This window comes from Methylobacterium sp. D53M, assembly GCF_053345625.1.
In genome coordinates, this window is sequence record NZ_JBKFAL010000006.1 from 24,336 (window position 1) to 44,871 (window position 20,536).

General features: G+C 71.7%; 20 protein-coding genes. 7 read left to right on the forward strand and 13 right to left on the reverse strand.

The window, feature by feature from the left end; translation table 11 throughout:
• Positions 1-352 precede the first annotated feature (352 nt).
• The 6 genes from fdxA to ACLBYG_RS11925 form a co-directional block, all read right to left on the reverse strand.
• Positions 353-691 (reverse strand): ferredoxin FdxA, encoded by a 339-nt coding sequence (gene fdxA, locus ACLBYG_RS11900; RefSeq protein WP_020092693.1) that lies wholly within the window; start codon positions 689-691, stop codon positions 353-355.
• 217 nt (positions 692-908) lie between these two features.
• Complete coding sequence (locus ACLBYG_RS11905) at positions 909-1,217, reverse strand: RNA-binding S4 domain-containing protein (protein ID WP_447681593.1); 309 nt, start codon at positions 1,215-1,217, stop codon at positions 909-911.
• 10 nt (positions 1,218-1,227) lie between these two features.
• A complete protein-coding gene (locus tag ACLBYG_RS11910) occupies positions 1,228-4,572 on the reverse strand; it encodes a helicase-related protein (protein WP_447681695.1) in 3,345 nt (1,114 codons plus the stop codon).
• A 101-nt stretch (positions 4,573-4,673) separates the two neighbouring features.
• On the reverse strand, positions 4,674-4,988 hold the full coding sequence (locus tag ACLBYG_RS11915; RefSeq protein ID WP_447681594.1) for a hypothetical protein: 315 nt from the start codon (positions 4,986-4,988) through the stop codon (positions 4,674-4,676).
• A 200-nt stretch (positions 4,989-5,188) separates the two neighbouring features.
• Complete coding sequence (locus tag ACLBYG_RS11920; protein WP_020092689.1) at positions 5,189-5,479, reverse strand: DUF1330 domain-containing protein; 291 nt, start codon at positions 5,477-5,479, stop codon at positions 5,189-5,191.
• 93 nt (positions 5,480-5,572) lie between these two features.
• A complete protein-coding gene (locus ACLBYG_RS11925; protein ID WP_447681696.1) occupies positions 5,573-6,508 on the reverse strand; it encodes a DUF3108 domain-containing protein in 936 nt (311 codons plus the stop codon).
• Between the two features lie 378 nt (positions 6,509-6,886).
• On the opposite strand from ACLBYG_RS11925, the gene rpmB reads away from it, so the two are divergent.
• Positions 6,887-7,189 (forward strand): 50S ribosomal protein L28, encoded by a 303-nt coding sequence (gene rpmB, locus ACLBYG_RS11930; protein ID WP_012320636.1) that lies wholly within the window; start codon positions 6,887-6,889, stop codon positions 7,187-7,189.
• Positions 7,190-7,543: 354 nt separating this feature from the next.
• Here the strand turns inward: rpmB and cobT are convergent, their stop codons facing one another.
• From cobT to ACLBYG_RS11950, 4 genes are all read right to left on the reverse strand, one after another.
• Entirely contained in the window at positions 7,544-9,448 is a 1,905-nt protein-coding gene (gene cobT / locus ACLBYG_RS11935; RefSeq protein ID WP_447681595.1) for a cobaltochelatase subunit CobT, read from the reverse strand.
• A 5-nt stretch (positions 9,449-9,453) separates the two neighbouring features.
• The gene (locus tag ACLBYG_RS11940; protein WP_354455547.1) at positions 9,454-9,960 is read right to left on the reverse strand and encodes a DUF29 domain-containing protein; all 507 of its coding nucleotides are present in this window, start codon (positions 9,958-9,960) and stop codon (positions 9,454-9,456) included.
• Between the two features lie 5 nt (positions 9,961-9,965).
• The gene (gene cobS / locus ACLBYG_RS11945; RefSeq protein ID WP_012320633.1) at positions 9,966-10,949 is read right to left on the reverse strand and encodes a cobaltochelatase subunit CobS; all 984 of its coding nucleotides are present in this window, start codon (positions 10,947-10,949) and stop codon (positions 9,966-9,968) included.
• A 208-nt stretch (positions 10,950-11,157) separates the two neighbouring features.
• Entirely contained in the window at positions 11,158-11,784 is a 627-nt protein-coding gene (locus ACLBYG_RS11950) for a J domain-containing protein (RefSeq protein WP_020092684.1), read from the reverse strand.
• A 108-nt stretch (positions 11,785-11,892) separates the two neighbouring features.
• On the opposite strand from ACLBYG_RS11950, the gene ACLBYG_RS11955 reads away from it, so the two are divergent.
• Together ACLBYG_RS11955 and arfB are read left to right on the forward strand one after the other, a co-directional pair.
• The gene (locus tag ACLBYG_RS11955; protein ID WP_020092683.1) at positions 11,893-12,189 is read left to right on the forward strand and encodes a BolA family protein; all 297 of its coding nucleotides are present in this window, start codon (positions 11,893-11,895) and stop codon (positions 12,187-12,189) included.
• A gap of 175 nt (positions 12,190-12,364) precedes the next feature.
• Positions 12,365-12,796, forward strand: a complete 432-nt coding sequence (gene arfB, locus ACLBYG_RS11960) for an alternative ribosome rescue aminoacyl-tRNA hydrolase ArfB (protein ID WP_447681596.1) — start codon at positions 12,365-12,367, stop codon at positions 12,794-12,796.
• A 27-nt stretch (positions 12,797-12,823) separates the two neighbouring features.
• Here the strand turns inward: arfB and ACLBYG_RS11965 are convergent, their stop codons facing one another.
• Positions 12,824-13,618 (reverse strand): YoaK family protein, encoded by a 795-nt coding sequence (locus ACLBYG_RS11965; RefSeq protein ID WP_056525824.1) that lies wholly within the window; start codon positions 13,616-13,618, stop codon positions 12,824-12,826.
• A 69-nt stretch (positions 13,619-13,687) separates the two neighbouring features.
• Entirely contained in the window at positions 13,688-14,635 is a 948-nt protein-coding gene (locus tag ACLBYG_RS11970) for a class I SAM-dependent DNA methyltransferase (RefSeq protein ID WP_447681597.1), read from the reverse strand.
• Between the two features lie 68 nt (positions 14,636-14,703).
• Between ACLBYG_RS11970 and ACLBYG_RS11975 the strand changes: the two genes are divergently transcribed.
• The 4 genes from ACLBYG_RS11975 (at position 14,704) to ACLBYG_RS11990 (ending at position 18,872) form a co-directional block, all read left to right on the forward strand.
• Positions 14,704-15,759: a ligase-associated DNA damage response exonuclease gene (locus tag ACLBYG_RS11975; RefSeq protein ID WP_447681598.1), complete on the forward strand. Its 1,056-nt coding sequence runs from the start codon at positions 14,704-14,706 to the stop codon at positions 15,757-15,759.
• The gene (locus tag ACLBYG_RS11980; protein WP_447681599.1) at positions 15,756-17,474 is read left to right on the forward strand and encodes a cisplatin damage response ATP-dependent DNA ligase; all 1,719 of its coding nucleotides are present in this window, start codon (positions 15,756-15,758) and stop codon (positions 17,472-17,474) included. The genes ACLBYG_RS11975 and ACLBYG_RS11980 overlap by 4 nt, the downstream gene beginning before the upstream one ends.
• Positions 17,471-17,944, forward strand: a complete 474-nt coding sequence (locus ACLBYG_RS11985; protein ID WP_447681600.1) for a secondary thiamine-phosphate synthase enzyme YjbQ — start codon at positions 17,471-17,473, stop codon at positions 17,942-17,944. The genes ACLBYG_RS11980 and ACLBYG_RS11985 overlap by 4 nt, the downstream gene beginning before the upstream one ends.
• Before the next feature lie 136 nt (positions 17,945-18,080).
• Complete coding sequence (locus tag ACLBYG_RS11990) at positions 18,081-18,872, forward strand: flagellar hook basal-body protein (RefSeq protein ID WP_056525841.1); 792 nt, start codon at positions 18,081-18,083, stop codon at positions 18,870-18,872.
• Positions 18,873-18,882: 10 nt separating this feature from the next.
• Here ACLBYG_RS11990 and ACLBYG_RS11995 read toward each other — a convergent pair whose 3' ends face one another.
• On the reverse strand, positions 18,883-20,418 hold the full coding sequence (locus tag ACLBYG_RS11995; RefSeq protein ID WP_331297820.1) for an efflux transporter outer membrane subunit: 1,536 nt from the start codon (positions 20,416-20,418) through the stop codon (positions 18,883-18,885).
• Between the last annotated feature and the right edge of the window lie 118 nt (positions 20,419-20,536).

The following is a 20,536-nucleotide window of genomic DNA, read 5'->3' on the forward strand; positions in this document are numbered from 1 at the left end:
CCGCCCGCCGAAGTCGCCTCCAGCGGTCGAGCGCGTACTACTCCTAACCCACGAAAAGCGAAGGCGTTTCAGCCGGAGGGAGCACGTCAGGCGCGAGCGACGGCAGGCGGATTGTCTACCACAATCCGGCGCGCAGATCAAAGCATCCCTGAAGACGCACGCGCGGACCAAGCGCGGCGCCAAAGAGTTTTACACTGGTGCGGCGGGACAGGAATGACCTGGCCGCGTATCAGGCCCTCGTATGACGCAGCCCCGCCGCGGGGTTCAGCGGCGGCAGGGGCCCGACAGATCTTCCCGCAATCTGGGAAGCGGGCCGCGGGCCGGCGTCAGAACCTGCGGGGCCGGCGCGGGGTCAGTCGCCCGAGCCGGGGTTGGGCGAGAAATGCGCCTCGAGCTTCCCGCTCTTGCCGTCCCAATCCTTGGCGTCGGCCGGCGCTTCCTTCTTCTGCGTGATGTTGGGCCAGGACTTGGCGTAGTCGGCGTTCAGCTTCAGCCACGTGTCGAGATTCGACTCGGTGTCGGGCTTGATCGCCTCGGCGGGGCATTCCGGCTCGCAGACGCCGCAATCGATGCACTCGTCCGGATGGATGACGAGCATGTTCTCGCCTTCGTAGAAGCAGTCCACCGGACAGACCTCGACGCAGTCCGTGTACTTGCACTTGATGCAATTGTCGGTGACGACGTAGGTCATCGGATGTCTTCGTCCTAAAACTCGACTTGGCCCGGGCGGAGCCTGGAGACGGCCCGCGCGCCCGGAGGGTGCTGCGAGGGGAACGCCGGTGAGACCCGACACGGGGACGGATCCCGGAGGCCCACGGCTCTAGACGCTGCCTCCCAGACTGACAAGCGTGCGGGCGCCGCAAGGGTTCGCGTCGGGTCGCTCGCGCGGCCGCTGTGGCGCGACCTCATCACTCGGACGGCCCGTCCGGACCGTCCTCGACCGACAGGGTGCCGCCCGACAGGTCGTCGTAGAGGAGCCGCGCCTCCGACGCCGGGCCGCGGCGCAGGCCGAGACCGAGGATCCGCACGGCCAGGGTCGCGTGGGGCGCCGCCACCGTGACCACGTCACCGATGCCGATGGCCTTCGCGGGGTTCTCGGCCCGGCTGCCGTTCACCCGCACGAAGCCGTCGGAGGCCAGCCGCGCCGCGAGCGACCGGGTCCGCGCGAAGCGCGCGAACCACAGCCACTTGTCGAGGCGCTGCCGGTCCTCGCGCATCCGCCGCGGATCAGCGCTTCCCGCCGTCGCCGGCCTCGAGCTGCGCCTTCAGGGCCGCGAGCTTGGCGAAGGGCGAGTCCGGATCGGGCGCCCGCTCGCGCCGCGGCGGCCGCTGGTCGGGCCGCGGGCCGGAATGCCGCTGCTCGGCGCCGCGCTGGTCGTCGCGGCGTTCCGGACGGCCGCCCTCGAAGCGGTCGCGGCGCGGGCCGCGGTCCCGGCCGGGGCGCGGGCCACCGTCGCCCTCGGCCCGGCGCTGCTCCGGCCGGCCACCGTCGGGACGCCCCTGTCCCGCATGCTGGCCCTGCTGGCCGCCGTCGCGCCCCCGACCAGCCCCGCGGGGACGGTTCTGCGGGCGCTGGTGGGCCGGGCGCTGGTGGCGCTGCAGGCGCCAGACCTCGATCTGCGGGATCTCGGCTGCGCCCTCGCCCTCGGCACCAACGGCCTCGGCCGTCTCGGCCGCGTCGGGCTTCGCCTCGGCGGCCGCGTCGGGCGCGGTCTCCTCGGCGATGGGTTCGGCCGCCGGCGCGGCGTCCGCCTCGGCCGGCTGCTCCGCCTCGGCGTGGGGCGACTCGGTCGCAGATGTCTCGGTCGCGAGCGCCTCGGTCGCGGGCGCCTCGGTGGCCGCGTCGACCGGCGTGCCGGCCGACTCGTCCGCAGTCTCGCCCTCGGCGGGCTCCGCCTCGAGGGCGGCCGGGGCTTCCTCGGCCGCGTCAGCGTGATCGGCGGTGGTCTCGACACCCTCGGCGGCCGGGGCCTCGTCGCCGACCGGCTCGGCGGCATCAGCCTGCGCGGCGACAGCCTCCTCGGAGGAAGCCTCGGCGGCGGTCGGCGCCGCCGGCGCGGTGGCGGCAGCGGGGACGAGCGGCACCGTGATGGCCGGGCCGGGGCGCGCCTCGGAATTGTAGCCGAGCGACTTCAGGATCGAGGCGAAATCCTCGCCCGAGCAGCCGACCAGCGAGGTCATGCCGACGGTGGCCACGAAGCTGTCGCCGTCGGCGGTGCCGTCCGGCGGGGCGCCCGGGGTGGTGCCGGGCCGGTAGGCGATCGCCGGGCGGATCAGGTCGGCGAGCCGCTCCAGGATGTCGACGCGCACCGCCCGCTCTCCGCTGACCCGGAAGCCGGCCGCGCGGTAGAGTCCCTTGGCGATCTCGCGGTCGACCTTGATCGAGGTGCGGCCGGAGCCGGCGAGATGCGCGATCTCGTCGAGGCCGCGCTGGTCGAGGCCGCCGTTGCGCAGGGCCCAGAGCTGGGCCGCGAGCGTGCGGGGCGCCGGCTTCAGCAGCGCCGGCAGGAAGATGTGGTAGGCGCCGAACCGGACGCCGTGGCGGCGCAGGGCGCCGCGGCCCTCCTGGTCGAGGCTGCGCATCTCGTGCGCCACCTTCGAGCGCTCCAGCACGCCGAGCGCCTCGACGACTTGGTAGCCGATCCCCTTGGCGAGGCCGGTGAGGTCGGCCGCGGTCTCGATCTCCATCAACGGCCCGAGCAGCCGCACGATGTAGGCCTTCAACCACGCGTCGAGGCGCGCCTCGACCTTCTCGCGATGCGCGCCGGTCAGGCTGTCGTCCGCCAGCAGACGGATCTGCGGGGCGAACAGCTTCTCGCCGGGGGTGAGCTTGGCGACGGGCGCGCCGGTCCAGCGGATCGTGCCGTCGTGCGAGAGCACGAGGGTCGAATCGGCCGTTGCCGAAAACCGCTCGGCCCGGGACTCGATCTCCCCGGCGAGCGCCTTCTCGGCGGCGCTCCTCAGGGTTTTGGCCTCGTGCCCCTCGGCGCTGGCATCGGGAACGAACAGGAATCCGTGAAGGTGGCCGACATGCTGACCCTCGACGGTGACGTCACCGTCGGCGGTGATCTGGGCTTCGAGCATCGTGTTCTCTCTCAGGCGCCGCATCAGGACGCTTGTGCGCCGGTCGACGAAGCGGCTCGCGAGGCGTTCGTGCAGGGCGTCGGACAGCCTGTCCTCTACCCGACGAGTCTCGCCCTGCCAATGTTCTGGGTCGCGCAGCCAGTCGGGACGGTTCGCCACGAAGGTCCAGGTGCGTCCCTGGGCAATCCGGCGGGACAGCGTGTCGATGTCGCCGTCGGTCCGGTCGATCATCGCGACCTGCTCGGCGAACCACGTGTCGGGGATGCGGCCCGCCATGCCCTTCATGAGGAATCGGTAGAGCTGCGCCACGAGGTCGGCGTGCACCTGCGGGTGGACCTTGCGGTAATCCGGCACGCCGCAGACGTCCCACAGGCGGCGCACCGTAGCGGCGCTCCGCGCCATGTCGCGGATGTCGTCCTCCTTCATGAGGATCTCGAGGGCCTGCTGGTCCTCCCCCATGGGCGCGCGCGTCAGGCCCGATTCGCGCGGGTGCTCGTCGAGGCTCGCCTGCAGGCCCTCCAGGCTGCCGAAGCTGAGATCCGGATTGCGCCACTGCAGGATGCGCAGGGGATCGAAGTCGTGGCTCTCCAGCCGCTCCACCAACTCGGCCTCGAAGGGCGGGCAGCGTCCGGTCGAGCCGAAGGTACCGTCCGCGAGGTGGCGGCCGGCGCGCCCCGCGATCTGGCCCATCTCGGCGGGGGTGAGCTTGCGGAAGCGGGTGCCGTCGTACTTCCAGTTGGCCGCGAACGCGACGTGATCGACGTCGAGGTTGAGGCCCATCCCGACCGCGTCGGTGGCCACGAGGTAGTCGACGTCGCCCGCCTGGTACATCTCGACCTGGGCATTGCGGGTCCGCGGCGAGAGTGCGCCCAGCACCACCGCGGCGCCCCCGCGCTGGCGGCGGATCAGCTCGGCGATCGCGTAGACCTCCTCGGCCGAGAATGCCACGATGGCGGTGCGCCGGGGCAGGCGCGACAGCCGCTTCTCTCCCGCGAAGGTGAGTTGCGAGAGCCGCGGCCGGGTCGTCGTGTGGACGTTGGGAATGAGGTCCTGGACCAGCGGCAGCATGGTCGAGGAGCCGATCAGCAGGGTCTCCTCCCGGCCGCGCACGTAGAGCAGGCGGTCGGTGAAGACGTGGCCGCGATCCATGTCGGCGGCGAGCTGGATCTCGTCGATGGCGACGTACGCCACGTCGAGGTCACGCGGCATCGCCTCGATGGTGCAGATCCAATAGCGCGGCCGGTCCGGCTTGATCTTCTCCTCGCCGGTGACGAGGGCGACCTTCTCGGGGCCGACCTTCGCGACGACGCGCAGGTAGACCTCGCGGGCGAGCAGCCGCAGGGGCAGCCCGATCATGCCGGTCGGGTGGGCGAGCATCCGCTCGATGGCGAGATGCGTCTTGCCGGTGTTGGTCGGCCCGAGGACCGCGGTGACGCCGCGGGCGCGGGCCTCGCGGGACAGCGAGCGGCTGGGCGTGGGGCGGAGCAGCGCGTCGATGGTCGGCGGTTCCTTCGAGCGGGAAGGCCGTCGCGGCGCCGTCGCGGCGCGGGCGGGGAGGCGGGTTCGACCGGCCGGCCGCGTCAGGAACGCTAGGGCCGGTACGGTCCTCCCCCATATGGGATGCCGCCGCCGCCAGGTCCAATCTGCGGCGTGATCATCGGGTAGACGTCGATCTGCGTCGTCGTCGCGCCCGGCTGCGGCGCGAGGTCGGCGCAGAGCGTGTCGGGTGTCGCGACGAGGGGGCCGCGGCGGGGCGGCCTGTTCTCGACGACCTCGGCCGACGAGAAGGCGTCACCGCCGCACCCCGGATCGGCGGACCCGGCACTGAGGGACTGCGCCGCGGCCGGCCCCGCGAGCGCGACCAGGGCGAGGGCGAGGGCGATTCGGAGGGCAGGCGAGCACATCCGGGCATTATCGCCGGGAACGTGAAGATTCCCTCCACCCGCGCGGCCGCGGTCCCCGCCGCGATCGCGCCCGCCGGCACGGAATGCGGGGCACCGCGGGCGCGCGACTCTGTCCGTCCCCGCGCCCTTGCCGGGTCATTTCGCGGCTTGGGCGCGGAAGGCGCGGGCCGCGTCAGGTCCGGTTGTGACCGGGCCGGCGATCAGTCGACGCCCTCGACGAGCACCACCTCGCCGATGCCCGCGGGCCGGCGCTTGGCTACGGCAGCCTGGTACTCGGGCGAGAAGTAGTAGGTGCGCGCCGCCTCGTAGGACTCGAATTCCAGCACGACGTTGCGCGGACGGCCCTCGCCCTCCAGCGCCTCGCAGCGGCCGCCGCGCACCAGCGGCTTGCAGCCGTACTTGCGCATCGCCTCGGAGGCCATGGCGGCGTAGTCCTTGTAGGTGTCCGGGTCGGTGACCGTCATCCGGACGATGATGTAGCCCTTCGGCACTGCTGACCTCCCCGCGCGGCTGCCGCGCCGCGCCGAGGTGCCGGGAAACCGGCCGCCGGTCAAACGCTCCCTGCGCAGCCCTCTGCGGCGCCGCTACTGCCCGGACAGGCTCGCCTGCGCGACACTGTTGCCGGCCGTGCCGGTGGTCGTACTGTTGCCGGCCGTGCCGGTGGTCGTCGGCGTGCCGCTCTGGCTCCAGCGCGTGGCCTCGATGATGTTGGTGCCGATCGTGGTGAGCACCGAGATGCGCAGCGGGATCAGGACGCGCGTCCCCTCGACGGGGGCGAGCCAGACCGACATCTCGCGGTTCTCCTCCATGAACTTGACGCCCGGCCGGTCCGGCCGGTGGCCGGCGACCGCCTGGTAGCGGGCGTTGCATACGAGGACTTGCCCCGCATAGCCGGGCTTCTGCACCGGGCGGGTCTCGGCGTAGCTCAGCACCACGTTGAAGCGGGTGGCGCCGTCGAAGACCGGCAGGGTCCGGTTGCAATTCTCCGGGTCGAGGGGCTCGCCGCGCCCCTGGGTCGGCATCAGCAGCGCGCTCACCGGGTCGATGATGCCGCGCTTGTTGGCCGGGGTGACCGGCACGCGGTCCTGCATGTCGACGAGCGGCGGCGTGATCTCGGCCTGGACGACGTTGCCGCGCGCCAGGGCCATGCGCACCGCGATGCCGGAGCTCGCCGTCTGCGTCGCGATGGCGAAGGCGCCGGGCTGCGGCGCGGCCGAGAAGCTTCCGGAGGCCCGGGCGGAGCCCTTGCCGCCGGTGATCGCGCCGACGAGGCCGGTGAGCACGGCCGACACGTCCATCAGGTAGCGGTCGCGGTCGAAGGAGCCGGCGAGGCGCGCCGTGCCGATCGGGAGACCGGCGAGGTTGATGCCGTAATCGACCGCCACGGTCGCGGCGGCGGGCGCGGCCCGCTTGGCCCGCGACGTCCGCGCGCCGGCATCGGTCGGGGTCGCGAAGGCCGCGACCGCGAGGAGGCTGCCCGCGAGGCGCCCGGCAGCGTGCTTCTTCGACGGCTTGATCATTCGACGGATTGGCGTGGCGCTCATGATCCGGATCGCATCCCAGGGCGGGCGGGCCAAGACACTCGCTCGAACGCACCCTCTCGAACACACCCGCTCGCCGACGTCCTCTGCGACGCACGGAGCGGGGAGAGGCGCCTTCCTGCAGGTGGAAGAAGGCTATATCCCGGCATCGTGGTTAACAGACCGTTGGTCGTCCGGCGCGATGCTGAACCCCGCCGGCACCTTGACGCACCGCGCCTTCGTCGCCTATAGGCTCGCGCCTTCAACAGGACTCCGCCGGACCTGGAACACGCAATGGGCGCCGCCCGCTGCGACGATGATCGCGCCGGCCGCGATCGGGTCTTCACCGGGCGGAACGAGACGGGATCGTTTTTTATCATGGCGCGCCGCTGCGAACTCACCGGCAAGGCCGTTCAGGTCGGCCACCTCGTGAGCCACTCGAACCGCAAGACCAAGTGCCGGTTCCTGCCGAACCTGTGCAACGTCACACTCCAGTCCGACGCGCTGGGCAAGCGCGTCCGCCTGCGGGTCACGGCGCACGCCCTGCGCTCGGTGGAGCACCGCGGCGGCCTCGACGCCTTCCTGATCAAGGCCGGCGAGGGTGACCTGTCGCAGACTGCCCGCCTCCTGAAGCGCGAGATCCACAAGAAGCTCGCCGAGACCCCGGCCGCCGCGGCCTGAGTCGTCGGGCTTCACGCCCCTATCGGACGGTTTGAACCGCCGTGGCCGTCGAGGCCGCGGCGGTTTCCGCTTGTTTGCGGCTGGCATGCCACTCCAAGCAATCCAGAGCTCGGCCGCAGGCTGCCGTCAATGTCCGGCCGATGCCCCGGCGCCGTCTTTGCGAGCGGAGCGAAGCAATCCAGGCGGCGCCACGTGGACAAGCCCCGCGCTGCCCTAGGTCACTTCGCTGCGCTCGTGATGACGGAGGGGGCTTCGCCGTCCAAGTTGCGAACATGAACCGTGTCGAGGTTCGGTCCGGATCTGCCGGCTTCCTCGACGCGGATCGTCTGTTGCGCGCGGCAGCGCGGGGCGTGATTACCGCCGCCCGCCCGCTGCACGCAGCATCCGCCCCGTTGGCGCCGCGCCGTCCTCCTCGAACAGCTCGGCGAGCTTCTCGGTCATCGCCCCGCCGAGCTCCTCGGCGTCGATGATCGTCACGGCGCGGCGATAGTACCGGGTCACGTCGTGGCCGATGCCAATGGCCAGCAGTTCCACCGGCGAGCGCGTCTCGATCTCCTCGATCATCCAGCGCAGGTGCCGCTCCAGGTAGTTGCCGGCATTCACCGACAGGGTCGAATCGTCCACCGGCGCGCCGTCGGAGATCACCATCAGGATCTTGCGCTGCTCCGGCCGTCCGAGCAGGCGCTTGTGCGCCCAGTCCAGGGCCTCGCCGTCGATGTTCTCCTTGAGCAGCCCCTCGCGCATCATCAGCCCGAGGTTCTTCCGCGCGCGCCGCCAGGGCGCGTCGGCCGACTTGTAGACGATGTGGCGCAGGTCGTTCAGGCGGCCGGGATTCGGCGGCTTGCCGGCGGCGAGCCACGCCTCGCGGCTCTGGCCACCCTTCCAGGCACGGGTGGTGAAGCCCAGGATCTCCACCTTCACGCCGCAGCGCTCCAGCGTCCGCGCCAGGATGTCGGCGCAGGTCGCCGCCACGGTGATCGGCCGGCCGCGCATCGAGCCCGAATTGTCGAGGAGCAGCGTGACAACCGTGTCGCGGAAGTTGGTATCCTTCTCCTGCTTGAAGGAGAGCGGCTGGTACGGGTCGATGACCACGCGCACGAGCCGCGCCGGGTCGAGCTGACCCTCCTCCAGGTCGAACTCCCAGGCGCGGTTCTGCTGGGCGAGGAGGCGGCGCTGGAGCCGGTTGGCGAGGCGGCCGACCACGCCCTGCAGGTGCGAGAGCTGCTTGTCGAGGTAGGAGCGCAGGCGCGACAGCTCGTCGGCGTCGCACAGCTCCTCGGCGTGGATGACCTCGTCGAACCGCGGATTAAACACTTTGTACTCGGGCCCGCGCGCCTCGTTGCCCTGCCGCTGCGGCGGGCGCGAGGCCTCCGAGGCCTCCTCCGACTCCGCGTCCTCGGCCTCCTCGGGCAACTCACCGGACGGTGCGTCGGCGGATTCCTGGGCGCCCTCCTCGATCTCGTCGGAGGCCTCCTCGGAGGTCTCGATCTCGGCGCGCTCGCCCTGGCTCTTCTCCTCCGAATCGCCCTCGCTGGGGCTCTGCTCGTCGTCCTGGGCGTCGTTCTCGTCGTCGTTCTCGTCGTCCTCCGCGTCGAACGGCGTCTCGTCCGACATGTCGAGGGAGGTGAGGAGGTCGCGCACCGAGCGGGCGAACTTGCGCTGATCCTCGATCGAGCCGAGCAGCCCGTCGAGGTTCGGGCCGGCCTTGGCCTCGATATGCTCGCGCCACAGCTCGACGATCTTGGTCGCGGCCTCGGGCGGCTTCTGGCCGGTCAGGCGCTCGCGCACCATCAGGGCGACGGCATCCTCCATCGGAGCGTCGGCCCGGTCGGTGATGGACTCGTACTTGCCGCCGCGATGGTAGCGGTCCTCCAGCATCGCCGAGATGTTGCTGGCCACGCCCGCCATCCGGCGCGACCCGATCGCCTCGACCCGGGCCTGCTCGACCGCGTCGTACACGGCGCGCGCGGGTGCGTTCTCGGGGGCGAGACGGCGGTGGACGGCCACGTCGTGGCAGCCCAGCCGCAGCGCCATGGCGTCGGCGTTGCCGCGCAGCACCGCGACGTCCTGCGCCGAGAGCTTGCGCGGGGGCTCAGGTAGGCGGGCCTTGTCGCCGGTGAGCGCCGGCCGGTCGGTCGCGTAGGTGACCTCGACCTCGGAGCGCCGGGCGATGGCGCGCAGGCACCCGGCCACCGAGCGCTTCAGGGGCTCGGCCACGGGTTCGCGGCGCTCGCCGGGCTTGCGGTTGGAGATAGACATCAGCGCTACCGGTCGTCCTCGAACGCGAAGGGGCGGTTCAGGATCTCGTCCCAGCTGTAGGGACAGTCCGCGGGCAGGGTTTCGGGCGATCGCTTCATCTCGCGAGCGGCTCGGATCCGACCGATCCGGTAGCCTTCGCTGGCGGCTTCGGCGATGCGCGGCTTGAGACCTGAATTTTTGCGCACCTGCCTGTCGATCCGTACGCGCTGTTCCGCAATCGTCAGCGACCAGCTTCGGCTGCGCCGCTCGGGCTGGTGATCCCATTTGAGGGCGTGGGCGAGAAGCACCTCGATCGCGCTCTCGAGCTTATCGTACTGCTCCGAACCCACATCGCTCAGCTCCTCGGCGATGTTGTCGAGGTCGAGCGCGTCCACCCGGCCGGCGCGGAGCAGTGCCACCTGCTCCTGAACCCAGGTGTAGAGATCGTCCGCGTGGCGAGTCCGTCCCCGCGCGTGCGCAGTCGCCGGGGCGTCCTCGCGCGTCGGGGCCGGATGCGCCATCGCGTCCTCCATGCGGGTCAGCTCAGCGCGACGTTCACCGCGCTCTCGGGCAGCTCCTTGCCGAAGGCGCGCTGATAGAACTCGGCCACCAGCGTCCGCTCCAGCTCGTCGCACTTGTTGAGGAACGTCACCCGGAAGGCGAAGCCGATATCCTTGAAGATGTCGGCGTTCTCGGCCCAGGTGATCACCGTGCGCGGGCTCATGACGGTGGAGAGGTCGCCGTTCATGAAGGCGTTGCGGGTAAGATCCGCCACGCGCACCATCCGGTTGACGATGTCGCGGCCCTGGTCGCCCCGGTAATGCGTCGCCTTCGAGAGCACGATGTCGACCTCGCGGTCGTGCGGCAGGTAGTTCAGCGTGGTGACGATCGACCAGCGATCCATCTGGCCCTGGTTGATCTGCTGCGTGCCGTGATAGAGGCCCGACGTGTCGCCGAGGCCCACCGTATTGGCGGTGGCGAACAGCCGGAAGGCCGGGTGCGGGCGGATCACGCGCTTCTGGTCGAGGAGCGTCAGCCGCCCCGAGAGCTCCAGCACGCGCTGGATCACGAACATCACGTCCGGGCGGCCGGCGTCGTACTCGTCGAACACGAGCGCGACGTTGTTCTGCAGCGCCCAGGGCAGGATGCCGTCCTGGAAGGCGGTGACCTGCTTGCCGTCCTGCAGGACGATGGCGTCCTTGCCGACGAGGTCGATGCGCGAGACGTGGCTGTCGAGGTTGATCCGGATGCACGGCCAGTTCAGCCGGGCGGCGACCTGCTCGATATGGGTCGACTTGCCGGTGCCGTGATAGCCGGTGACCATCACGCGGCGGTTGCGGGCGAAGCCGGCCAGGATCGCGAGCGTCGTCTCCCGGTCGAAGATGTAGTCCGGGTCGACATCCGGCACGTGCTCCTCGGGCTCGGCGAAGGCCGGCACCTTGAGGTCGAGGTCGATGCCGAAGACATCGCGGACGGAGACGGTGCGGTCGGGCAGCGCGGCGGGCGTAGCGTCAGAGAGCATTCGGAACCTCGTGAGGCGCGGGCGCTCCACTCCCAAACAGTGAAGCATCCGCGCGGAAGGACGTCGAGCCGGGCCTCCGCGGCGGGGCGGAGCCATCCTTAGACGGCGGCGCGCTCGCGCGCCACCGACCGGCATGGATCCCATATAGGGCCGCCCCGCGCGGTTTGCCCTATCCTGGGTGCGAACCGGCGTGCATCGTTCGTGCCGCTCAGCAGAGACCGGCCGCGCGGAGCACGTCGTGGGCGCGGATGATGTCGCGCAGGCGCTCCTCGAAGGAGCGGTCGCCGCCGTTGGCGTCCGGGTGGAAGCGCTTCACCAGCACCTTGTACTGCGCCTTGATGGCGGCCGCGTCCGCGCCCTCCTCGAGGCCCATCACGTCGAGGGCGCGGCGCACCGTCGCCGAGTGCTTGGGCTTGCGCGGCTCCTCGGGCTGGCGGGCACGCCGGCGCGCGTCGCCGACGCCCTCGCCGCGCAGGATGCCGAGGGGATCGACGTAGGCCCAGTCCCGAACCGGCTCGTCCGCCGGCTTGGCCTCGCCGGTCCGGTTCACGCCCATCGCCCAGGTTGGGCGATGACCGATGATCGCGTCCTTCTGGTAGGCCTGAACGGCGGCGTCGTTCATGCCATCGAAGTAATTGTAGGTGGCGTTGTAGGCGCGGACATGGTCGATGCAGAAGCGCCAGTACTGACCCTCCGCCTTCCGCCCCTTCGGCGCCCGGTACAGGCCCGGATGGGTGCAGCCGGGGCTCTCGCAGCCGGCTTCCGCGGCGGGCTTCGGCTCGTCGCAGGTCGGCTTGATCCGGATGCTGTCGAACAGGCGCGAGTTGAGATCCATGACGGGCCGATTATGAGGGGGCGGACCTGAGACACAAGGGCACCGGGCCTGATGACGCATGCGCGGGATCGGGCTTGACGGCGCCCACGGACACGACGCGAGGGCACGATGACGGACGGTGCGGGCGCGGGCGGCACCCTGCGGGACTGGATGGAGGCGCGGCTGCGGGAGCAACTCGCGCCGGCGCGGCTCGACGTGATCGACGAGTCGCATCTGCATGCCGGCCACGCCGGAGCGCGGCCGGGGGGCGAGACCCATTACCGGCTCGACATCGTCGCGTCGGCGTTCGAGGGCAAGAGCCGCGTCGAGCGGCACCGCTTGGTGAACGCGCTGCTCGACGACGCGTTCAAGCGGGGGCTGCACGCCCTCGCGCTCCGCGCCCGCACGCCGGCCGAGGCGGCCTGAATCGGGGCTCCGCGTAGGACGAGGGCGGGATCGCTCCGACGGGGCGCGGTGTACGGGACGGGAGGCACGAGACAGATATGGTGACGGGGCCGCCGATCCGCATCCGCCCGCCCGTGGGCTGCGCACCCGACGCGGGCGCGCGGCGCGCCGTCGGCGTGCGGCCTGGGAGGGTGCCATGCCCCTGCGGGTGACGCCGCGCATCGCCATCGACGAGGACGAGATCGAGCTGTCCTTCATGCGCGCCTCGGGCGCCGGCGGACAGAACGTCAACAAGGTCGAGACCGCGGTCCAGCTGCGCTGGGCGGCGCTGGCCTCGCCCGCCCTCGACGAGCGGGTGCGGACCAATCTCGTGCGGCTCGCCGGGCGGCGGATGACCAAGGACGGCGTTCTCGTCCTCGCCGGGCAGCGGCACCGGACGCAAGAGCGCAACCGGGCCGACGTGCTGCAGCGGCTCGTCGATCTGGTGGCGGAGGCGGCCAAGCCGCCGCCGCCGATCCGCCGGCCCACGAAGCCGACCCGGGGCTCGCAGGAGCGGCGCATCGGCGCGAAGAAGAGCCGCGCCGCGATCAAGCAGGGCCGGGGCAGCGTCCGGGATTCGGACGGCTGACCCCGATCCCGCCGCCGCGGCCGGGTCTCAGTGGATCGCGTCGATGACCTCGGCCTTCGGGCTGGCGTCGGGCGCCGGGGAGGAGCCCGCCACCAGGGTGCTGCCCGGCTTGGCGATGGTCAGGACGATCGCGATCATCGCCAGGATGGCGGCCAGGGCCGCCGGGAACAGGAAGGCCGACTCGCCGTAGCGCATGTCGAGCAGGCCGCCCACGACCGCGCCGGTGCTCAGCCCGGCCCAGAGCGGTGCCTGGATCCAGAAGGACGGCGCCACCGTGCCGAGCAGCAGGTTGGCGCAGCCCGTGCCGAAACGCACCACGGCGCCCGTGACGTAGGTGAGCGCCAGGGAGCGGCCGCCCTCGTCCTGCAGCGTCGCGTTCTGGAGGCCCAGCGCCAGGACGATCGGGTAGGCGTGGAGCGGATACGCGAAGGTACCCCAGGGCATCAGCAGGCCTCCGGCGAGCAGCAGGGCCTGGAGCGTCAGCAGGACGGCGAGGCGCCAGCGCCCGACCCAGGCGGCGATCAGCGTTCCCAGGAAGGCGCCGAAGCAGAACATGCAGATCGTGCTGGCGACGCGGCTGACGTTCTCCCAGTCGGCGTTGGCCACCGCCACGCCGAAGCGGGTGGTGTTGCCCGACATGAACGACATGAAGAGCTGCGAGAATTCCAGAAAGCCGATGGAGTCAGCGCAGCCCGCGAGCGCCGCGAGGGCGATCGCGAAAGGGATGCGGGTTCGCGGATCGGCGGGAAACGACTTGTCGGCCGGTGGCTCAGGTTTCCGCTCCGGTGCTGCACCACCTGTCCGACTTCCGTATTCCGCCATGCTGATCCCCCGATCGAGCCGCCGCGCCTAGTCGCGGTCGACTGACAATGGACGAATAGCGGAGCGGTTTCATGCCGATGTGCGCCGCAACACAACGACGCGCCCCGGCACCGGCCGTCCGCCCTCGCGACGGACTTCCGCCGGTCTCGTCGTCAGCAGCTCCAATCTGGACGCGGCTGCCGTCGCCGCGATGTGGGCCTCCGCGTGGGCGTAGCGGCCGTCCTCGCCCAGGACGGAACCGGGGCCGTCGTGGGATTGCACCGTGACGGCACCGAGCCCGCCCGGCCGCAGGACCCGCCCCACCCGCGCCAGGAACGTCGCGAGATCCGCGACGTAGATCAGGACGTCCGCGGCGAGGCAGAGGTCGGCCGACGCCTCCGGCAGGTCGGTCAGGGCGGCGCCGATGTCGCCCTCGACGAGGCGCTCGTAGAGCGGCCGACCCCGCGCCGTCTTGGCCCGCGCCAGCGCCAGCATCCCGGGGGAGAGGTCGATTCCGGTGAGATGGTCGACCCGGTCGCGCACGACCTCGCCCATCAGCCCCGTGCCGCAGCCGAGATCGAGACCGACCGCGAAGCGCTCCGGAATACACGGCAGGGCGTCGCGGACGAGTTGCGGGCCGACATAGCCGAGGCCGTCCACGAGGTGGCGCTCGAAGCGCGGCGCGTAGCCGTCGAACAGGGCGCGGACATAGGCCGGCGACAGGACCGGGAGGGTGTCGCCGCCGCCCAGGCGGGCGAGGTGCGCGCGCACGCCCAGCCTGTCCTCGGGATCGATGGCGAGGGCGCGGGCATAGGCCTGCGCCGCCGCGTCGCGCAGGGCCGGATCGGGGCCGGCGGCGGCCAGACCCGCGCGCGCCCGGCCCAGCAGGAGCCAGGCCGGCGCGTAGCGCGGGGCGCGTTCCAGGACCTGCTCGGCGAGGTCGGCGGCGGCCGCGTGGTCGCCGTCGGCGAGGCAGGCCTCGGCGTAGCGGTAGCGGCGATCGGCGAGGAGGTCGCCGGAACTGAGCTGCGAGGCCATGCGTCTGCCGGGTCGGGGGCGCCTATATACCGGGGCCACCGGCGGACTCCACCGGCAGCACGGACCCGATGCCGATACGCGCCAGCGATCTCCTCACCCTGACCCGCGAGGGTCTCTACTGCCCCCTCGGACGCTTCCACGTCGATCCGACCTGGCCCGTGGAGCGCGCGCTGATCACGCACGGGCATGCCGACCACGCCCGCGCGGGCCACGGCCAGGTGCTGGCGACGCCCGAGACCCTGCGGATCATGGCGGTGCGCTACGGCGCGGATTTCTGCCGCCAGCGGCAGGAGGCGCAGCTCGGCGCGGCGCTCCGCGTCGGCGACGTGACCGTGCGCTTCGCCCCGGCCGGCCACGTCCTCGGGTCGGCGCAGATCGCCATCGAGCGGGACGGCGTCCGCGTCGTGGTGTCGGGCGACTACAAGCGCGCGCCGGACCCGACGTGCCTGCCCTTCGAGGTCGTGCCCTGCGACGTGTTCATCACCGAGGCGACCTTCGGACTGCCGGTCTTCACTCATCCCGACACGCGGGGCGAGGTCCGCAAGCTCCTCGAATCGGTGAAGCTGTTCCCGGAGCGCGCTCACATCGTGGGCGCCTACGCGCTCGGCAAGGCGCAGCGGGTGATGGCGCTCCTGCGCGAGGAGGGCTGGGACCGCCCGATCCACCTGCACGGCGCCATGGAGAAGCTGACGACGCTCTACAAGGAGGAGGGCGTGCCGCTCGGCGACACGCCCAAGGTCGTGGCCGCCGAGCGGAAGGACCTGCACGGGGCGATCGTGCTCTGCCCGCCCTCGTCGATCCAGGATCTGTGGTCCCGCAAGTTCCCCGACCCGGTGACCTGCTTCGCCTCGGGCTGGATGCGGGTGCGCGCCCGCGCCCGCCAGAAGGGCGTCGAGCTGCCGCTAGTGATCTCCGACCATTCCGACTGGCCGGACCTGTGCCGCACCATCCGCGACACCGGCGCCGGGGAGGTCTGGGTGACGCACGGCCAAGAGGACGCGCTGGTCCACTGGTGCGGGACCCAGGGGATCCGGGCGAAGCCGCTCCACCTGCTCGGCTACGGCGATGACGGCGAGGTCGAGGAGACCTCGGAGGCGGGCTCCGGGGCGGAGGCGGCGGCGTGAACGACTTCGCCCACCTGCTCGACCGCCTCGCCTACGAGCCGCGCCGCAACGCCAAGCTGCGCATGCTCCAGGACTACTTCGCGCGCACGCCCGATCCCGAGCGCGGCTACGCGCTCGGCGCCATGACCGGCACGCTGAGCTTCCGCGAGGCCAAGCCGGCCCTGATCCGGGGACTGGTCGAGGAGCGGATCGACCCGGTGCTGTTCCGGCTGTCGCACAATTACGTGGGCGACCTCGCGGAGACGACGGCGCTGATCTGGCCGGGACCGGCGGAGGCGCCGCGGAAACCGGGCCCCGGCCACAACAACCCGCCGCCGCATGTCCCGACCCTGGCCGAGGTTGTGGAAACCCTCGCGACCATCCCCAAGCGCGATCTGCCCCGCCATCTCGCCGACTGGCTCGACGCCCTCGACGAGACCGGGCGCTGGGCGCTCCTGAAGCTGGTCACCGGCAACCTGCGGGTCGGCGTCTCGGCGCGGCTCGCCAAGACGGCGGTGGGCGCGCTGGGCAACTACGACGCCGACGCCGTCGAGGAGGTCTGGCACGGGCTGACCCCACCCTTCGAGACCCTGTTCGCCTGGGTCGAGGGCCGGGCCGAGCGGCCCGAGACGCTGAACCCCGCGCCGTTCCGGCCGCCGATGCTGTCGCACCCGATCGAGGAGGAGGCCGACCTCGAGAAGCTGGAGGCCGGGGCGTTCTCGGCCGAGTGGAAGTGGGACGGCATCCGCGTCCAGCTCGTCGGCGGCCTTGACCGGAGCGGCCAGCAGGTCGGGAAGGTCTACTCCCGCACCGGCGAGGACATCACCGGGGCGTTCCCGGACCTCGCCGAAGCCATCACCTTCGCGGGCGCCCTCGACGGCGAGCTGCTGATCCTCCGCGAGCGGCGGGTGCAGAGCTTCAACGTGCTGCAGCAGCGCCTGAACCGGAAGGCCGTGACGGGCAAGCTCCTGGAGGAGTTCCCGGCCCACGTGCGGGCCTACGACCTCCTCACCCTGGAGGGCGACGACCTTCGGGCAGAACCCTTCGCGGAGCGGCGGCAGAAGCTGGAGGCGCTGGTCACGCGCCTCGACCACGCGCGGATCGACATTTCGCCGCTCGTGCCCTTCGCGGACTGGGAGGCCCTGGCGGCCGCCCGTGCGGACCCGGCCTCGGTGGGCGCCGGCGCGGATGCCGACGCCATCGAGGGCGTGATGCTCAAGCGCCTCAACAGCCCCTACCTGCCGGGACGCCCCAAGGGGCCGTGGTGGAAGTGGAAGCGCGAGCCGCACATCGTCGACGCCGTGATGATGTATGCCCAGCGCGGGCACGGGAAGCGCTCGTCCTTCTACTCGGACTACACGTTCGGCGTCTGGCGGGAGGTCCCCGAGGGCGGCGACGAGCTGGTGCCGGTGGGCAAGGCCTATCACGGCTTCACCGACGCCGAGCTCGCCAAGCTCGACCGCTACGTCCGCAACAACACCACCAAGCGCTTCGGCCCGGTGCGCGAGGTCGCCCACGGCCGTGAGGCCGGGCTCGTGCTCGAGATCGCCTTCGAAGGCGTGCAGCGCTCGACCCGGCACAAGTCGGGGGTGGCGATGCGCTTCCCCCGGGTCAGCCGCATCCGCTGGGACAAGCCGCCCGCGGAGGCCGACCGGATCGACGTGCTGGAACGGATCCTCGCCCGCGGCGAGCGCGAGATCGCGCCGGGCGCGGCCCTGATGGAGAAGACCGCATGAGGCAGGGACACGGCAGGATCGGGTCGGTCGAGGCGCTGGCCTCCGGTCCGGTGGAGCGCCACGCCAGCGCGCGCCTCACCATCGCGACCCCGGGTCCGGGCTTCACGGATTTCACCGCCGCGGTGGCGCAGTTCGTGCGCGGCAGCGGCGTCCGGGACGGTCTCGTCACGGTGTTCTGCCGGCACACCTCGGCCTCGCTCACCATCCAGGAGAATGCCGATCCCGACGTCCAGACCGACCTGATGACCGCGCTCGACGGCTTCGCGCCGCGCCACGCCGGCTACGTCCACGGCGCCGAGGGGCCCGACGACATGCCGGCCCATATCCGCACCCTGGTCACCGATTCGGCCCTGGCCATCCCGCTGGTCGGCGGGGCGCTGGCGCTCGGCACGTGGCAGGGGATCTACCTGATCGAGCACCGCGACCGGCCGCACCGGCGGGAGATCGTGCTGAGCGTCCTCGGGGCGTGACGGGTCCGCCGGCATGGCGCGCGCGGCGCGGGCCGGCTCAGCAACACGCGGTCACACACCGTCGGTTAACCATAGTGGGTCCTTATCGGCCTCCGTCGGATCGGGGACCGTGCCGCTCCGGCGAACGGAGACCCCGATGGGCCTTTACACCGCGCTCTCGAACTCGATTTCCGGCGCCTCGGCGCAGTCGCTAGCCCTGAACAACATCTCGGGGAACATCGCCAACACCCAGACGGTGGGCTTCAAGTCCACCGAGACGCGGTTCGCCGACATGCTGGCCGAGACCCGGGACGGCACGCAGCTGACCGGCGGCGTGCTGCCGAGCACGCGCAACAGCCTCAACATCCAGGGCACGATGCAGTCGACCGGTGTGGCGACCAACCTCGCGATCTCGGGCAACGGCTACTTCGTCGTCAAGAAGAACACCGGGACGCCGGACAGCCCGGCCTTCGCCGGCGACACCGGCTACACGCGGCGCGGCGACTTCGCGCCGGACGCCAGCGGCTACCTCTCCAACGGCGCGGGCTACTACCTGTTCGCCGGCCCCTCGGCGACAACCCCCGTCCAGGTTCCGACCGGGGCGAGCACCCTGGCGAGCCTCGCGGTCTCGCCCGCCGGCACCCTCACGGGCACGGCCGCGGACGGCAGCACCCTGGCCCTCGGCACGCTGCAGCTGGCGCAGTTCGGCATGCAGGACAACCTCGCCTCGCTCGATGGCGGCACCTACGTGGCCACCGGCCAGTCCGGTACGCCGAGCTACGGCCTCAACGGCGCGACCATCACGGCCGGCTCGGTGGAGCAGTCGAATGCCGGGATCTCGGATCAGTTCTCGAAGATGATCGAGACCCAGCAGGCCTACACGGCCAACACCAAGGTCATGAGCACCACCGACCAGATGCTGCAGGACGCCATCGCGATGTACACCTGAGGCGGCCCCGTCAGAGGAACTTCAGCGGGTCCTTCTCGGGTGGGGGCGGCGCCACGTCGGCGCGGTTCCACCAGCCGCCGCCGAGGGCCACGAACAGCGCGGCGGTGTCGGCGTACTGGGTCGCGCGCGCCGCCGCCGAGGTCACCAGCGCCGAGAGGTAACCCTGCTGGGCGATCAGCACCTGCGAGGAGGTGATCGCCCCGGCCGTGTACTGCTTGCGGATCAGCGCGAGGCTCTGGTTCGTGGCGCTCACCGCGGCGTCGGCGGCGGCCACGGCCTTGGCGTCGGCCTGGAGCGCGCGCAGCGCGTCCGCGACGTTCTGGAAGGCGGTGATCACCGTCGCCTTGTACTGCGCCTGCGCCTCCGTCAGCGATTCCTCGGCGGCCCGCTGGCGCCGGAACAGGGTGCCGGCATCGAAGATCGGCGCCGTCGCCTGCCCGATGATCGTGAAGAACGCCGCCCCCGGGTTGGCGATCTGGGCGATCCGCGTGGCGCTGGAGCCGCCCGTGGCGGTCAGGCTGAACTGCGGCAGGCGGTTCGCCACCGCGACGCCGACATTGGCGCTCGCCTGCTGCACCAGGGCCTCCGCCGCCTTCACGTCGGGGCGCTGCTGCACGAGCCGCGAGGGCAGGCTCACCGGGAGCCGAGTCGGCAGGCGCAGGGCGGCGAGGTCGAAGGTCTCGGAGACCTCGTCGGAGGGCAGGCGCCCCGCCAGGGCGGTCAGCAGGTTGCGCTGCTGAGCGAGCGCCTTCTCCAGCGGCGGCAGGAGCTGCTGCGACAGCGCCAGCGCGGCCTGCTGCTGCACCACGTCGGCCCCGGCGATCTGACCCAGCGAGAGCTGCTTGTTGTAGAGCTGCAGGACCTCGGTCTGCGCCTGGATCACCTTGCGGGTCGCGTCGATCTGCGCCCGCAAGGACGCTTCCTGGATCGCGGCGGCGACGACGTTGGCGGTCAGGCTCAGGTAGGCCGCCTCCAGCTGGAAGCGCTGGTTCTCGGTGGTGGCCTCCAGCGACTCGATCTGCCGGCGATTCCCGCCGAACACGTCGGGATTGTACGAGACCACCGCCTGCGGCGTGGACAGGCTGTAGAGGTACCGGCTCTGATTGTTGAGGGGCGATTGCAGGTCGAGGCCGGGCGCCAGCGCCCCCTGGACCTGCGGCGTCGCGGTCAGGCTCGGGTAGAGGGTGCCCTTCTGGGCCAGCACGTTCTGCTGCGCCACCCGCAGGGAGGCCTGCGCGGCCTCCAGCGTCGGGTTGTTGGCGAGCGCCTGCTCGACGACGCGGTTCAGGGCCTTCGAGTGGAACAGCCTCCACCACTCGCCCGGGATGTCGGCGCCGGACACGAAGCTCTGGTCGGCCGAGCCGCCCTGCCGGGTCCGGATGTTGTCGGCCGCGGAGGGATTCTGCAGCGGTTCCTTGGTGTAGCGGCCGACCGGCGGAGCCTCGGGCGCCACGAAGTTCGGGCCGACCGCGCAGGCCGACAGGCCCAGGGAGGCCGCCAGCCACGCGGTCGCCCGTCCGCACCGTCTCGGCGCAAAGCTCACCATCCCGCCCCCGAAAACCTCACCTCGGTAGAGCGGCGCGACCCGCTGCCAAGTCAATCCGACCATCCCCGGGCGGCGCGCGCGGTGTGGCCGTTGTGGCCCCCCTGCAACGGGCCGCGCG